We start from the raw sequence: 13,806 nt of genomic DNA on the forward strand, positions 1-13,806 counted from the left end.
CCCGAGAACGGCCGCTGACCCCGCCACCCCCACGCCGCGCAGGACACCGCACCCGGGTCTCACAGCGCCCGGGTCCAACTCACACGCCCTGAGGCACCTCGCACAGCACCCAGCGCCAACCCAGGCGGCCAGCGTCACCTTGCGCGGCGCCCAGCGTCAACTCACGTAGCCGGCATCAACTCATGCAGCCCAGCGTCAGCTCACGCGCAGGGTGCGGGGGCAGCTCACGTGCCGGGTGCGCGGGGTCAGCTTTCGCGTGGGAGTGGGGGGAGTTCGCCCGTGTGCTCGTAAGCGCCGAGCATCCTGATGCGGCGGGTGTGGCGCGGCTCCTTGGAGTAGGCCGTGCCGAGGAACAGCTCGACGAACCGGGTCGCGGTGGCCAGGTCGTGCTGGCGGGCGCCCAGCGCGATGACGTTGGCGTCGTTGTGCTCGCGGGCGAGCGTCGCGGTGTCCTCGCTCCACACCAGCGCGGCGCGGACGCCCTTGACCTTGTTGGCCGCGATCGCCTCGCCGTTGCCGGAGCCGCCGATGACGATGCCGAGCGTCCCCGGCTCCGCGACCGTCCGCTCGGCGGCGCGCAGGACGAACGGCGGGTAGTCGTCCACGGCGTCGTACACGAACGCGCCGCAGTCGACGGCCTCGTGCCCGTTCTGCTTCAGCCAGGAGACGAGGTGCTCCTTCAGCTCGAAGCCGGCATGGTCGGATCCAAGAAACACGCGCATGCGGGAATTCTCGCAGGCCGCCGCGCGGTGCCCGCGCGCGGGTCGGGTCGCCGGGTCAGGAGTCGCCGGCGTCCCGCTTGCGGTCGACGATCGTCCGGTCGGCGAGGTTCAGGTCGTCGGAGTCGGCCGCGTTCTCGGGCGCGTTCTCGGGCGTGTCCTCGGCCGCGTCCTTGGGTGTCTCCTGCTCGGGCTCGGCCGGTTCCTCGGCGGGCGCCGGAGGCGTCGGCTCCATCGGGGCGGCCTGTTCGGCCTGCGGCGCGGACGGCTGCTGCGGGACGGACGGCTGCGGAGCGGACGGCTGCTGCGGCACCGGCGCCGCCCCATACGGCGGCTGCGGGGGCTGCTGCGGCGGGTACTGCTGCATCGGCTGCGGCGGGACGCCGCCCCAGGGCTGCTGCGGCTGCCCCTGCGGCGGAACGTACGGGGCCTGCTGCTGCATGGGTTGCATCGGCTGCTGCGGCTGCATCGGCTGCTGCATGGGCGCCATCGGCTGGCCGTAGGGCTGCTGGGCGTACGGGCCGGGCTGCGGCTGCTGCGCGTACGGGCCGCCGGGCTGCTGCCGCGCCCCCGCGCCGCGTCCGCGCGACATGAGGAAGCCCAGCAGCATGCCGAGCCCGGCGAGCCAGCCGTACCCGAACCCGAAGGACGCGCCGTGCGTCACCGAGGTGAACACGTTGGGCCCGGCGCCGTCCGGCATGTCGAGCGCCCAGTTGATCAGCGCTCCGTCGAACAGCCCGGCCACGCCGCCCGCGACGACCGTCGCCCACCAGCCGGTGAGGACCGCGCCGAGCGCGCCGCGCTCCGGGTCGACGGCGCGGGCGCCCGCCGCGGCGAGCAGGATCAGCAGGACGAAGAACAGGATCGTGCCGAGGTCGATCGCCACGAGGAACTTCCAGGTGGCGTCCCCGGCGGTCAGCCGCCAGCTCGGATACAGCAGCCAGTACAGCGGCGGCGCGAAGCCCTCGTCGTAGTGGATCCCCGACTCGTTGATCGCCTCGACCACCCACTGGTTGCCGAGGAGGATCGAGATGAGCGCGATGGGAACCACCGCGCCGCCCGCCATGACCAGCATCCGCCGCATCGTCATGGCGGGCTAGGTTAGTGCCGATCGGGTCCGGGCGGTAGGCCCGGCGTCACCCCGCGTAGGCGCCCGGCGCCTCGCCGGGGAAGCGGAAGCCGGGGTCGACCTGCGCTTCGAGGTCCTCCCCGGCCGCGCGGCTGGCCCAGCTCCGCGCGTTCTTCACGTGGAACTCGATGCCCTGGCGGCGGAACTTCTCCCAGTCCTTGACGCGGCCGTCGACCTCGGCGCGCATGCGGTCGAGCGCGGCGGTGTTGCCGTCCTCCAGCGCGACGCCGTGCCGGCCCTGCTCCAGCGCCCGGACGGCGGCGGACTGGCCGAGCCAGGTCAGCAGGTCGTCGCCGACGTGCTCGCGCAGGTAGGCGACGTCGTCCTCGGACTGGACCTTGTTGCCGACGACGCGGATGGCGACGTCGTAGTCGCGGGCGTACTCGGTGTACTGCCGGTAGACGCCGACGCCCTTGCGGGTGGGCTCGGCGACCAGGAACATCAGGTCGAACCGCGTGAACAGCCCGGACGCGAACGTGTCGGCGCCGGCGGTCATGTCGACGACGACGTACTCGCCCGGCCCGTCGACGAGATGGTTGAGGTAGAGCTCCACCGCGCCGGTCTTGGAGTGGTAGCAGGCCACGCCGAGGTCGTCGTCGTTGAACGGGCCGGTGGCGAGCAGCGTGACGCCGTCCACCTCCTGCCCGGCCTCGTGGACCGGGTCGTCGCCGCGGAACCGCAGCAGCCGCGACCCGGCGCCCGGCGGGGTCGTCTTGGCCATCGCGGCGGCGGAGGAGATGCGCGGGTTGCCGCCGCGCAGATGCTCCTTGATCTCGGTGAGCCGGTCGCCGAGCGCCGGGATCTTGGCGGCGCGGGCCTCGTCCAGGCCGAGCGCGACGCCGAGGTGCTGGTTGATGTCGGCGTCGATGGCCACCACCGGCAGCCCGCGGCCGGCGAGGTGCCGGACGAACAGCGACGACAGGGTCGTCTTGCCGCTGCCGCCCTTGCCGACGAACGCAACCTTCACGAATGCCTCATTTCGGGTATGAAAACCGTTACCAGTGTCGAGACAGTCGAGTCTTGCGAACGACGGGCGGCGAGGCAAGCGGAACGGCCGAACAGGCCGTAACCCGATAGTCACTGTGAGGGGACGCCCCCCCGCACGACGCTGACCGCCGCCCTCCGCTCCGCTGGAGCTCCGCTCCGGGCGCCGGTCAGCGGAGCGCGGCGGCCGGGTCGAAGCCGAAGGGGAGTTCGAGGCGGTGCGCGGCGAGCACGTCCGCGTCCGTGAGGAGGTCGCGGGTGGGGCGGTCGGCGGCGATGACGCCGCCGGACAGGATCACCGAGCGCGGGCACAGCTCCGCCGCGTACGGGAGGTCGTGCGTGACCATCAGGACCGTCACGTCCAGGCTCAGCAGGATCTCGGCGAGCTCCCGGCGGCTCGCCGGGTCCAGGTTCGAGGACGGCTCGTCCAGCACCAGGATCTCCGGCTCCATCGCCAGCACGGTCGCAACGGCGACGCGGCGGCGCTGCCCGAAGCTGAGGTGCTGCGGCGGCCGGTCGGCGGCGTGCGCCATGCCGACGCGCTCCAGGGCGGCCGTGACGCGGCGGTCCAGCTCGGCGCCGCGCATGCCGAGGTTGGCGGGCCCGAACGCGACGTCCTCCCGGACGGTCGGCATGAACAGCTGGTCGTCGGGGTCCTGGAAGACGATGCCGACGCGGCGGCGGATCTCCCGCAGCGCCTTCTTGTCCTTCGGGTCGACCGCGAGGCCGCCGACCCTGACCTCGCCCAGGCCGCCGTGCAGGATGCCGTTGAGGTGCAGGACGAGCGTGGTCTTCCCGGCGCCGTTCGGCCCGAGCAGCGCGACGCGCTCGCCGCGCCCGATCGTCAGGTCGACGCCGAACAGGGCCTGCGTGCCGTCGGGGTACGCGTACGCCAGGCCCTTCACCTCGAGGGACGGGGTCATGGCACCATCCAAGCAGCCAGCGCGACGAGCCCCGCGGCCAGCGGCAGCGCGGCGGCGGCCGTCCACTGCGCGGCGGTCGCGTCGACGTCGTGCAGGACGGGCATCCGGCCGTCGTAGCCGCGGCTCAGCATGGCCAGGTGGACGCGCTCGCCGCGCTCGTAGGAGCGCAGGAACAGCGCGCCCACCGACTTGGCGAGCACGCCCGTCGCGCGGATGTCGCGCGCCTCGAAGCCGCGCGACGCACGCGCCGTCCTCATCCGGCCCAGCTCGGCGGTGACGACGTCGCCGTAGCGCAGCATGAACGTGGCGATCTGCGTGATGAGCTGCGGCATGCGCAGCCGCTCGATGCCGAGCAGCAGCAGCCTCGGCTCGGTGGTCGCGGCCAGCAGGATCGACGCGACGACGCCGAGGGTGCCCTTGGCGAGGATGTTCCAGGCCCCCCACAGCCCGCTCTCGCTCAGCCGCAGTCCCAGCACGGCGACCTTCTCGCCCTCCGCGACGAACGGCATGAGGAAGGCGAACGCGACGAACGGGACCTCGATGACGACGCGCCGCGCCACCGTCCGGAACGGCACGCGGGCGGCGGCGGCCACGGCGGCGAGCAGCAGCGCGTAGACGCCGAACGCCCAGATCCGCTCGCGCGGCGTGGCGACGACGAGCAGCACGAACGCCAGGACGGCGACGAGCTTGCACTGCGGCGGCAGCCGGTGCACCGGCGAGGCGCCCGGCAGGTAGAGCCGGTGCGCGTGCCCGGCCCCCATCAGCCCTTCCGCGCCGGCTCGGACGGCGCCGTCCCGTCCTGCCCGGCGTCCTGCGCGGCGTCCTGCGCGGCGTCCGTGCCGCGCCGCCGGACGGCCCAGAACAGCCCGCCGCCGACGAGCAGGACGGCGCCGACGCCGACCACGCCGGACAGCCCGCCGGACAGCCGGGCGTTCTCGATGCCCTTCACCCCGTAGTCGCCGAACGGGGAGTCCTTGAGCGAGTGGTCCTTCTCCTTGGCGCTGATGCCCTTGTCCTCGGCGACCTTCTCCAGGCCGTCGGGGCTGGACGAGGCGTAGTAGCTGACGATGCCCGCGAGGACGAGCGAGACGAGCAGGAACCCGGCGAAGAAGCGCTTGGTGGTCATGTGAGGTCCCCTCTCAGGCGCGGGACGGCTCGGCCGGGCCGTCCGCCCCCTGCTCGGCGCCGGTGCGCAGTTCCAGCGGCTTCAGCAGCCCGCGCGCCCCGTACACGAGGTCGGGACGGACGGCGAGCACGCTCGACACGGTCACCGCGGTGATCAGCGCCTCGCCGATGCCGATGAGCACGTGCACGCCGATCATCGCGGTGGCGACCTTGCCGATCGACACGTCCGCCGTCCCGCCGACCGCGTAGACGGCGGTGAAGGCGATGGCGGCGGCGGGCACGGACACGACGGCGGCGACGAACGCCGACGCCGACACCGACGCCCGCGTCTTGGGCAGCACCCGCAGCAGGAGCCGGAACAGCCCGTACCCCACGACGACCGTGACGAGCGCCATCGTGGTGATGTTGGTGCCGAGCGCGGTGAGGCCGCCGTCCGCGAACAGCAGGGCCTGCATCAGCAGGACGACCGAGACGCACAGCACCCCGGTGTAGGGCCCGACGAGGATCGCCGCGAGCGTGCCGCCGAGCAGGTGCCCGCTCGTCCCGGACGCGACCGGGAAGTTGAGCATCTGCGCCGCGAACACGAACGCGGCGGTCAGGCCGGCGAGCGGCGCGGTCCGGTCGTCCAGTTCCCGCCGGGCGCCGCGCAGCGCCACCGCGACCCCGGCCACGGCGACCGCGGCCGTCGCGACGGACACCGGAGCATCGATGAATCCGTCCGGTACGTGCACGTCTCCCACCGTCCTACCTGTTGCGAGCAATAGGCCCAGTTTGACGGCACACACCTAGTAGTTGCAATACGGTCGCAATAGCAAGACGGCTGTCACTCGCGGGCCACCCCGCCGGGCCCCGCCCCGCTCATTCGGAGCCCGGCCCGGCCGAAGCCCGGCTCAGTCGAAGCTGGGCTCGCGGGTCCGCGTGCGCTTGAGCTCGAAGAACCCGTCGGTGGACGCCACGGCCCGCACACCGTCCCAGAGCTTCACGGCGGCCTCGCCGCGCGGGATGGGCGTGACCACGGGGCCGAAGAAGGCGCTGCCCTCGACCTCGATGACCGGGGTGCCGACCTCCTGGCCGACGCGGTCGATGCCGTCCTGGTGGGACGCCCGCAGCGCCTCGTCGTAGGCGGTGGAGTCGGCGGCGTCCGCGAGCGACGGGTCCAGTCCGGCGGCGGTCAGCGCCGCCTCGGCGAAGGCCCGGTCCAGCTTCTGCTTCTCGTGGTGGCGGCGCGTGCCCATCTCGGTGTAGAGGCGGCCGAGCACCTCCGGCCCGTACTTCTGCTCGGCGGCGATGCACACCCGCACCGGGCCCCACGCGTCGGCGAGCATCCGCCGGTAGTCGTCCGGGATGTCCTTGTCCTCGTTCAGGACGGCCAGGCTCATCACGTGCCAGCGCACCTGGATCGGGCGCAGCTTCTCCACTTCCAGGATCCAGCGGGACGTGATCCACGCCCAGGGGCACAGCGGGTCGAACCAGAAGTCCACCGGGGTGGGCGAGTTTTCAGTCAACGTCGTCTCCTAGGGCGTGAAAAGAGCTGCCTTACGCGACAACCAGGGCGTCCCCGTCCCGATTCCCGGCGGGGGGAGGCTATCCAAGCCCGCCTCTCGGCCGTGGCGGGCGGACCGGGACGCCGTCCGGTTGGTAGACATGACTTCACCAAGCGATTAAGCCGACCAAGGAGTACATGTGGCAGGCAACCTCACGCGCGACGAGGCGCGGGAACGGGCCCGGCTGCTCACCGTCGAGTCGTACACGGTGGAACTGGACCTCACGACGGGCGCGGAGCGGTTCGCGTCCACCACTGTGGTCAGGTTCGGCAGCGCCGAGACGGGCGCGTCCACGTTCATCGACCTGCACGGCGCCGTCGTGCGGGAGGTCACCCTCAACGGCAAGGCCCTCGACCCCTCGTCCTATGACGCCGAGAAGGGGCGCGTCCCGCTGCCCGGCCTCGCCGCGGAGAACGAGCTGCGCGTCGTGGCCGACTGCGAGTACTCGCGGTCGGGCGAGGGGCTGCACCGGTTCGTCGACCCGGTGGACGACGGCGTGTACCTCTACAGCCAGTTCGAGACCGCCGACGCGCACCGCATGTTCACCTGCTTCGACCAGCCCGACCTCAAGGCCACCTTCGAGCTGACCGTGAAGGCGCCGCGGGACTGGGAGGTCGTCACCAACGAGCCCGCCGAGTCGGCGGAGGGCGGCACGTGGCACTTCCTGCCGACGCCGCAGATCTCCACCTACATCACCGCGCTCATCGCCGGGCCGTACCACGTCGTCCGGGACGAGTACCGCCGCGAGGACGGCACCGTCATCCCCCTCGGCGTGTACTGCCGGGCGTCGCTGGCCGAGCACCTGGACGCCGACGCCATCGTGGACGTGACCCGCCAGGGCTTCGCCTACTTCGAGAAGGTCTTCGGCCGCCCCTACCCGTTCACCAAGTACGACCAGCTGTTCGTCCCCGAGTTCAACGCGGGCGCGATGGAGAACGCGGGCGCCGTGACGTTCCTGGAGGACTACGTCTTCCGGTCGCGGGTCACCGACGCCGCCTACGAGCGCCGCGCCGAGACGATCCTGCACGAGATGGCGCACATGTGGTTCGGCGACCTCGTCACCATGCGCTGGTGGGACGACCTGTGGCTGAACGAGTCGTTCGCCACGTACATGAGCGTCCTGTGCCAGGCCGAGGCCACCAAGTGGACGGGCTCGTGGACGACGTTCGCGAACCTGGAGAAGGCGTGGGCGTACCGGCAGGACCAGCTGCCGTCCACGCACCCGATCTCCGCCGACATCCCCGACATCCGCGCGGTGGAGGTCAACTTCGACGGCATCACCTACGCCAAGGGCGCGTCCGTCCTGAAGCAGCTCGTGGCCTATGTCGGCCTCGACAACTTCCTGGAGGGCGTCCGGCGGTACTTCGACCGGCACGCGTGGGGCAACACCGTCCTGACGGACCTGCTGGGCGCGCTTGAGGAGACCTCCGGCCGCGACCTCGCCTCCTGGTCGAAGGAGTGGCTGGAGACGGCCGGCGTCAACACGATGCGGCCCGAGTACGAGCTGGACGGCGACGGCAACTTCACGTCCTTCACCGTCCTGCAGGAGGCCAAGGCCGACTACCCGACGCTGCGTTCGCACCGCCTCGCGATCGGGCTGTACGACCTGACCGCCGACGGCCTCGTCCGGCGCGAGCGGGTCGAGCTGGACGTGGTCGGCGCCCGCACCGACGTCCCGCAGCTCGTCGGCAAGAAGCGGCCCGACCTCGTCCTCGTCAACGACGACGACCTCACCTACGCCAAGATCCGGCTGGACGAGCACTCGCAGAAGACGCTCATCGAGCACATCGGCGACATCAAGGAGAGCCTGCCGCGCGCGCTGTGCTGGTCGGCGGCGTGGGACATGACCCGCGACGCCGAGATGGCCACCCGCGACTACGTCCGGCTCGTCGCCAAGGGCATCCGCGGCGTCACCGACATCTCGGTCACGCAGACGCTGCTGCGGCAGGCGCGCACCGCCGTCCAGCAGTACGCCGACCCGGCGTGGCGCAAGGAGGGCCTCGCCCTGCTCGCCGGCACGCTCGCCGACCTGGCGCGCGAGGCCGAGCCCGGCTCGGACCTCCAGCTCGCCTACACGCAGGCGTTCACCGCGTCGGCGGTGTCCGACGAGCACCTGGCGTTCGTCCAGGGCCTGCTGGACGGCTCGCAGACGCTCGTCGGCCTCACGGTCGACACCGACCTGCGCTGGGCGCTGCTGCGCCGCCTCGTGGTCACCGGGCGGGCGGGCGAGGCCGAGATCGACGCCGAGCACGAGCGGGACCGCACCGCCGCGGGCGAGCGGCACGCCGCCGCCTGCAAGGCCGCGATCCCGACCGCGGCGGCGAAGGCGTCCGCGTGGGAGCGGATCGTCTCGGGCGAGCTGCCCAACGCCGTCTACCGGTCGACGCTCGGCGGGTTCGTCGAGCCGGACCAGGCCGAGCTGCTCCTGCCCTACGTCGACCGGTACTTCGCCGAGGTCGGCCGGGTGTGGAAGGAGTGGACGAGCGACATGTCGCAGACGTTCGCCGAGGTCGCCTACCCGTTCCTGGTGATCGAGCAGTCCACCGTCGACCGGACCGAGGCGTACATCGCCGAGCAGAACCCGCCGGCGGCCCTCGCCCGGCTGCTGTCGGAGGGCCGCGACGGCGTCGCCCGTGCGCTGCGCGCCCGCGCGAAGGACGCGGCGTCCGCCTGAGCCGGTCCGCCCGAGGCTGTCCACCCGCCCCGTGACCGTGGGATCGTTGCACGGTCACGGGGCGGGCTACGGGGTTGGAGGACGGCCAGGTGGAGACGGCTCGGGACGTGCTGGCGGCGCTCGCGCGGCGCCACGCGTTCGGCGATCTTGAGGCGCTGGTCACGCAGGGCGGGCCGGCGGCGGGCGGCGGCTCGGCGGCGGTCGCGGCGCTGTGCGCGTTCGGGCAGCGCGTCCTCGACCTGGACGCCGAGGACTTCGGCATGCCGGAGGCGGCCGGCGAGGTCCCGGCCGACCTGCTGGACCGGGCCCGCGCCAGCCGGATGCCGCAGACGCCCCGGGAGCGCCCGCGCGGCGCCCTCGCGAGCCTGCGCCCCGCGTACTCCCTCCTGCTGGAGGTCATCGAGGTCCGGTGGCGGCGCCGCGACATGGCCGCGCTGGTCGCCGCCGTCCACATCGCCGCCGAGTACCTGCCGATGCTGGCCTGGGAGCCCGTCCTCGGCCACGCCGGCGACCCGGCGCTCATCGGCGCCTCGGTGAGCGGCGACGGCAGCCGGTTCGGGGTGCCGGTGGAGCCGGGCTCGCCGCGGATGTGCGACCACACCCGGCCGGAGCGCTCGGCCTGCGAGCGGACGCTCCGCGTCGCGAAGGAGCCGGGGCCGGGCTGGCGCGCCTACCTGGACCGGCAGCACAGCCAGGTGGCGTCCGCGCTGGGCGACTGCGCGGCCCGCTGCCGGACGCCCTGCTCGGTCATGACGCGCCTGGACGACGCGGTCCGCGCCGACCTGACCGACCGGTGCACGCTCGCCGTGGAGTTCACCGACGGGGCGCTCGTGAAGCTCCGGCATGCCGCGCCGGTCGGCCACGGGTTCGGCGTCCCGTCCCCGGAGGAGGTGCAGGTGGCGTGGACGCGCGCGCGCAAGTCGCTGTCACGCCTTCCGCTCGGCCACAAGGCGCTGGCGGACGCCGACGGCTCCTACCCCCTGCGCGGCCTGCCAGAACTGTTCTCCGCCATCGCCGCGACCGATCTGCGTCCCGACACGCTCCTTCAGGACGTGACGAAGCGCATCGAGTCGGCGCTCTCCTGAAGGTCCTCCAGCAGGACGGGCAGGCCGTCGGCGCCGGCCAGCGGAACACGCCAGTTGGGGTACTCGTCGGTGGTGCCCGGCTGGTTCTGGGTGCGGCGCTCGCCGACGACGTCCGCCAGCGCCACGCCCCTGAGGCGGGCCGGGGTGCGCGCCAGGAAGGCGTGCAGGGCGTCCACGATCTGCTGGTCGTAGGTGGTCGCGCCTTCCGCGAGGGCCTGCATGACCTCGGCGGCGGGCGCGGGCAGCAGGCCCTCCTCGTGGAGGAGCGCCAGCCAGTCGCCCAGCTGGCGGCGGTGGTCGGCCTCCTCGTCGGCGCGGGGCCGCGTCAGCAGGCCGAGGCGGTCGCGGAGCGCGATGTGGTCGCCGTGCACGAAGCCCGTGATGGGCGGCATGTCGTGGGTGCCGACCGTGGCCAGGGACAGCTCGCGCCACTCGGCCGCGGGTTTGGGACGTCCCCCGGCGTCCCGCTCGAACCAGAGGAGCGACGTGCCGAGCATGCCGCGGTCGGCCAGGTCGTCCCGGAAGTCGGGTTCGACGGTGCCGAGGTCCTCCCCGACCACGACGGCGCCCGCCCGTTCGGCCTCCCAAGCCAGGCAGCCGAGGAGCGCGTCCCGGTCGTAGCGGACGTACGTCCCGTCGGCCGGTGACCCGCCTTCGGGCACCCACCACAGGCGCGACACCTGCATCGCGTGGTCGAGGCGCAGCCCGCCGCCGTGCCGGAACGCGGCGGCCAGCATCTCCCGGAACGGGGCGTAGGCGGCGCCCGCGAGGCGGTGCGGGTGCCAGGGCGGCTGGCCCCAGTCCTGGCCGCGCTGGTTGAACTCGTCCGGCGGCGCCCCGACGCTCATGCCGGGCGCGAACAGGTCGCGGTACATCCAGGTGTCGGCGCTGCCGTGCGCGACGCCGACCGCCAGATCGTGGACGATCCCGACCGGCATCCCGGCGTCGGAGGCGGCCCGCTGGACGGCCGCCAGCTGGCCGTCCAGCCGCCATTGCAGCCAGGCGTGGAAGTCGACGCGCGGGGCGAGCCGCGCCGCCTCGTCGGCGACGGCGCGGCCGCCGGCGTCGTGGAGGTCCGCGGGCCAGCGGCGCCAGTCCGGGCCGTGCCTCTCGGTGAGCGCGCACCAGGTCGCGAACGCGGTGAGGGCCCGGCCCTCGCGGGCGCGGAACGCGTCGTAGTCGCGCTGGGCCGCGGTGCCGCGCGGGACGCGGTGCAGCAGTTCGAGCGCCCGGAGCTTGGCCGACCAGACCGCGTCGCGATCGAGGGCGCCGCCGGGGATGCGCAGCGGTTCGGCGAGCGCGCGCAGGCCCGCGCGGTCCTCGGGCGGCAGCGCCGCGTACTCGGGGAGGTCCTCGACGCGCAGGTACAGCGGGGAGGTGAAGCGGCGGCTCATCGGCGAGTAGGGGGACGCGCCGACCGGCGGGACGGGCTCGGCCGCGTGCAGCGGGTTGATCAGCGCGAACCCGGCGCCCCGCGCGCGGCCGCTCCACGCGGCGAGGTCGGCCAGGTCGCGCAGGTCGCCGATCCCCCAGGACGCGCGGGAGCGCACCGAGTACAGCTGGACGGTGAGCCCCCACACGCGGTCCGGGGTGCGCAGCCGGCGCGGCGCGACCAGCAGCGGCGCGCTCTCGGCCCCGGCGTGCAGCCGGTGCCAGCCGAGCGGCAGCCGCGCCGTGGGCGGGACGGTCTCGCCGGTCGCCAGCTCGACGCTCGCGCCCGGGAAGTCCGGCGCGCCGTCGCCGTGGCGGACGACCACGACCGGCGGCAGCGTCCGCGCGGGGGCCCGGACGCGTTCCAGTTCCGCCCTGGCGGCGCCCGGGGTGGAGGCGTCCACTCCGAGCGCCGCCAGGACGGCGACGAGCGTGTCCGGCGCGACCGCCGCCTCCCGGCCGCGCCAGTCGGCGTACCGCGTCGCGACGCCGTGGTGCCCGGCCAGCCTGATCAGTTCGTCGTCGCCCACGCCTGCACCATGCCCGGTGCGGGCGCGGTCACGCCGTCCAGATCTCCGGCGTGCGGCCGATCCACGGGCGGGCCTCCTCCAGCTGCGCGGACAGCGAGATCAGCGTGCCCTCGCCGCCGAGCCGCCCGGCCAGCATGACCCCGATGGGCAGCCCCTCGTCGTTCCAGTGCAGCGGGACGTTCACCGCCGGCTGCCCGGAGACGTTGTAGACCGCCGTGAACGGGGTGAAGTTGGTCTGGCGCCGGAAGTTCTCCTCCGGCTCCTGCCCGTGGAAGTGGCCGACGGGGACGGGCGGCGACGCGAGCGTCGGGTGCAGGATCGCGTCGAACCCGTCCGTGATCGGGAACGCGGCGCGCAGCGCGCCCTGCAGCGCGGCGTGCGACTGCATCAGCTGCGGCGCCGTGGTGGCCTCGCCGAGGCCGCGCAGCCAGCGGCTCAGCGGCTGCAGCAGGTGCTCACTCCCCTCCGGGACGGGCGTCATCGTCGCCATCACGCCCCACAGCGTCGCGAAGTGCGGGAGCAGGTCGGCGCCGAGCACCTCCGGCAGGTCGACGACCTCGTGGCCCAGCTCCTCCAGCAGCGCCGAAGCCTCCTCGTAGGCGGCGACGCAGTCGGGGTGGACCTCCACGCCCGGCACCGGCGGCTGCTTGCTCCGCGCGATGCGCAGCCGGCCCGGCGCCCGGTCGGCGTACGCGAGGAACGGCCCGTCGGCCTGCGGCGCCCGGTACAGGTCGCCCGGCATGTGGCCGGCCATCAGGTCCAGCATGAGGGCCGCGTCGCGGACGGTCCGGGCGATGGGCCCGTTGGTCGACAGTCCGAACAGGTCGGGGACGATCGGCCCCGCCGACACCCGGCCGCGGGTCGGCTTGATCCCGAACAGGCCGCAGGCGCTGCTCGGGATCCGGATCGAGCCGCCGCCGTCGCTGCCCTGCGCGATCGGCGCCAGCCCGGCCGCGACCGCCGCCGCCGCGCCGCCGGACGACCCGCCCGCCGACCGGGTGAGGTCCCAGGGGGTGCGGGCCGGGGGCGCGACGTCACCCTCCGTATAGCAGGGCAGGCCGAACTCGGGCGTCGTCGTCTTGCCCAGCAGCACGGACCCCGCTTGCGCGAGCTTGGTGACCACATGGTCGTCGGCGAACCCGGTCAGGTCGGCGTACACCGCCGACCCGAACGTCATCCGGACGCCGTTCACCATGTTCAGGTCCTTGATCGGGACCGGGACGCCGTGCAGCGGCGGCAGGTCCGCCGGGTCGGCCGCCTCCAGCACCGCCTTCTCGGCGCGGCGGGCCTCCTCGCGGGCGCGCTCGGCGGTGACGGTCACGTAGGCGCCGACCTGCTCGTTCAGCCGGTCGATGCGGGCCAGATAGTGGTCGGTGAGCTCGACCGGGGATACTTCCCTCGTGCGGACGGCGGCGGCCATCTGGGTGGCGCTCAGGTCATGGGTTTGTGTCACGAATCGGAACGCTAGACGCCGTGTGCGCGGGCATCAAAGAGGGCAGGGACGTAAAGGCGGAGGAAGGAGAAGAGTATCGGCCTACCCATCCGTCGCGTAAGTTACTCACTGTCCCGACGGCGACAATACTATTAACCCCGCATGACTAGTCGCCGACCGGCCGGATGATTACTCTGCGCACGGAGGATCATGCCCCCGATGGGAAAGGG

The 13,806-nt window shown here is 73.5% G+C and carries 12 protein-coding genes; 2 read left to right on the forward strand and 10 right to left on the reverse strand.

Annotation, left to right across the window (positions count from 1 at the left end):
- Positions 1 to 245 precede the first annotated feature (245 nt).
- The 8 genes from ETD96_RS07510 to ETD96_RS07540 all read right to left on the reverse strand — a co-directional run bounded on the left by ETD96_RS07510 (position 246) and on the right by ETD96_RS07540 (position 6,385).
- Positions 246 to 722, reverse strand: a complete 477-nt coding sequence (locus tag ETD96_RS07510) for a ribose-5-phosphate isomerase (protein WP_138635555.1) — start codon at positions 720 to 722, stop codon at positions 246 to 248.
- A 55-nt stretch (positions 723 to 777) separates the two neighbouring features.
- A complete protein-coding gene (locus ETD96_RS07515) occupies positions 778 to 1,809 on the reverse strand; it encodes a hypothetical protein (protein WP_138635556.1) in 1,032 nt (343 codons plus the stop codon).
- A gap of 46 nt (positions 1,810 to 1,855) precedes the next feature.
- Positions 1,856 to 2,815: an ATP-binding protein gene (locus ETD96_RS07520; RefSeq protein WP_138635557.1), complete on the reverse strand. Its 960-nt coding sequence runs from the start codon at positions 2,813 to 2,815 to the stop codon at positions 1,856 to 1,858.
- A gap of 187 nt (positions 2,816 to 3,002) precedes the next feature.
- The gene (locus ETD96_RS07525; RefSeq protein ID WP_138635558.1) at positions 3,003 to 3,755 is read right to left on the reverse strand and encodes an energy-coupling factor ABC transporter ATP-binding protein; all 753 of its coding nucleotides are present in this window, start codon (positions 3,753 to 3,755) and stop codon (positions 3,003 to 3,005) included.
- Positions 3,752 to 4,516, reverse strand: a complete 765-nt coding sequence (gene cbiQ, locus ETD96_RS07530; RefSeq protein ID WP_138635559.1) for a cobalt ECF transporter T component CbiQ — start codon at positions 4,514 to 4,516, stop codon at positions 3,752 to 3,754. The genes ETD96_RS07525 and cbiQ overlap by 4 nt, the downstream gene beginning before the upstream one ends.
- Entirely contained in the window at positions 4,516 to 4,881 is a 366-nt protein-coding gene (locus ETD96_RS45755) for a PDGLE domain-containing protein (protein ID WP_205719152.1), read from the reverse strand. The genes cbiQ and ETD96_RS45755 overlap by 1 nt, the downstream gene beginning before the upstream one ends.
- A gap of 13 nt (positions 4,882 to 4,894) precedes the next feature.
- Positions 4,895 to 5,578, reverse strand: coding sequence for an energy-coupling factor ABC transporter permease (locus ETD96_RS07535; protein WP_240807356.1), 684 nt, complete (start codon positions 5,576 to 5,578; stop codon positions 4,895 to 4,897).
- A gap of 192 nt (positions 5,579 to 5,770) precedes the next feature.
- Positions 5,771 to 6,385, reverse strand: coding sequence for a DsbA family protein (locus ETD96_RS07540; protein WP_138635560.1), 615 nt, complete (start codon positions 6,383 to 6,385; stop codon positions 5,771 to 5,773).
- Positions 6,386 to 6,563: 178 nt separating this feature from the next.
- Here ETD96_RS07540 and pepN point away from each other — a divergent pair, with 178 nt between their 5' ends.
- The gene (pepN, locus tag ETD96_RS07545; RefSeq protein WP_138635561.1) at positions 6,564 to 9,098 is read left to right on the forward strand and encodes an aminopeptidase N; all 2,535 of its coding nucleotides are present in this window, start codon (positions 6,564 to 6,566) and stop codon (positions 9,096 to 9,098) included.
- Between the two features lie 89 nt (positions 9,099 to 9,187).
- The gene (locus ETD96_RS07550; protein ID WP_138635562.1) at positions 9,188 to 10,183 is read left to right on the forward strand and encodes a hypothetical protein; all 996 of its coding nucleotides are present in this window, start codon (positions 9,188 to 9,190) and stop codon (positions 10,181 to 10,183) included.
- Here the strand turns inward: ETD96_RS07550 and malQ are convergent.
- Both malQ and ETD96_RS07560 read right to left on the reverse strand, forming a co-directional pair.
- A complete protein-coding gene (malQ, locus tag ETD96_RS07555) occupies positions 10,144 to 12,144 on the reverse strand; it encodes a 4-alpha-glucanotransferase (RefSeq protein ID WP_138635563.1) in 2,001 nt (666 codons plus the stop codon). The two genes, ETD96_RS07550 and malQ, sit on opposite strands and share 40 nt — an antisense overlap.
- A gap of 28 nt (positions 12,145 to 12,172) precedes the next feature.
- Entirely contained in the window at positions 12,173 to 13,597 is a 1,425-nt protein-coding gene (locus ETD96_RS07560) for an amidase (RefSeq protein ID WP_171068909.1), read from the reverse strand.
- Positions 13,598 to 13,806 lie beyond the last annotated feature (209 nt).

The organism is Actinomadura geliboluensis (genome assembly GCF_005889745.1).
Classification (GTDB): domain Bacteria; phylum Actinomycetota; class Actinomycetes; order Streptosporangiales; family Streptosporangiaceae; genus Spirillospora; species Spirillospora geliboluensis.

What these genes read in the sequence shown, in the direction of transcription:
- cbiQ (WP_138635559.1), bottom strand. Translation starts at nt 4,516, where the DNA reads ATGGGGGCCGGGCACGCGCACCGGCTCTACCTGCCGGGCGCCTCGCCG.
- ETD96_RS45755 (WP_205719152.1), bottom strand. Translation starts at nt 4,881, where the DNA reads ATGACCACCAAGCGCTTCTTCGCCGGGTTCCTGCTCGTCTCGCTCGTC.
- ETD96_RS07510 (WP_138635555.1), bottom strand. Translation starts at nt 722, where the DNA reads ATGCGCGTGTTTCTTGGATCCGACCATGCCGGCTTCGAGCTGAAGGAG.
- ETD96_RS07515 (WP_138635556.1), bottom strand. Translation starts at nt 1,809, where the DNA reads ATGACGATGCGGCGGATGCTGGTCATGGCGGGCGGCGCGGTGGTTCCC.
- ETD96_RS07525 (WP_138635558.1), bottom strand. Translation starts at nt 3,755, where the DNA reads ATGACCCCGTCCCTCGAGGTGAAGGGCCTGGCGTACGCGTACCCCGAC.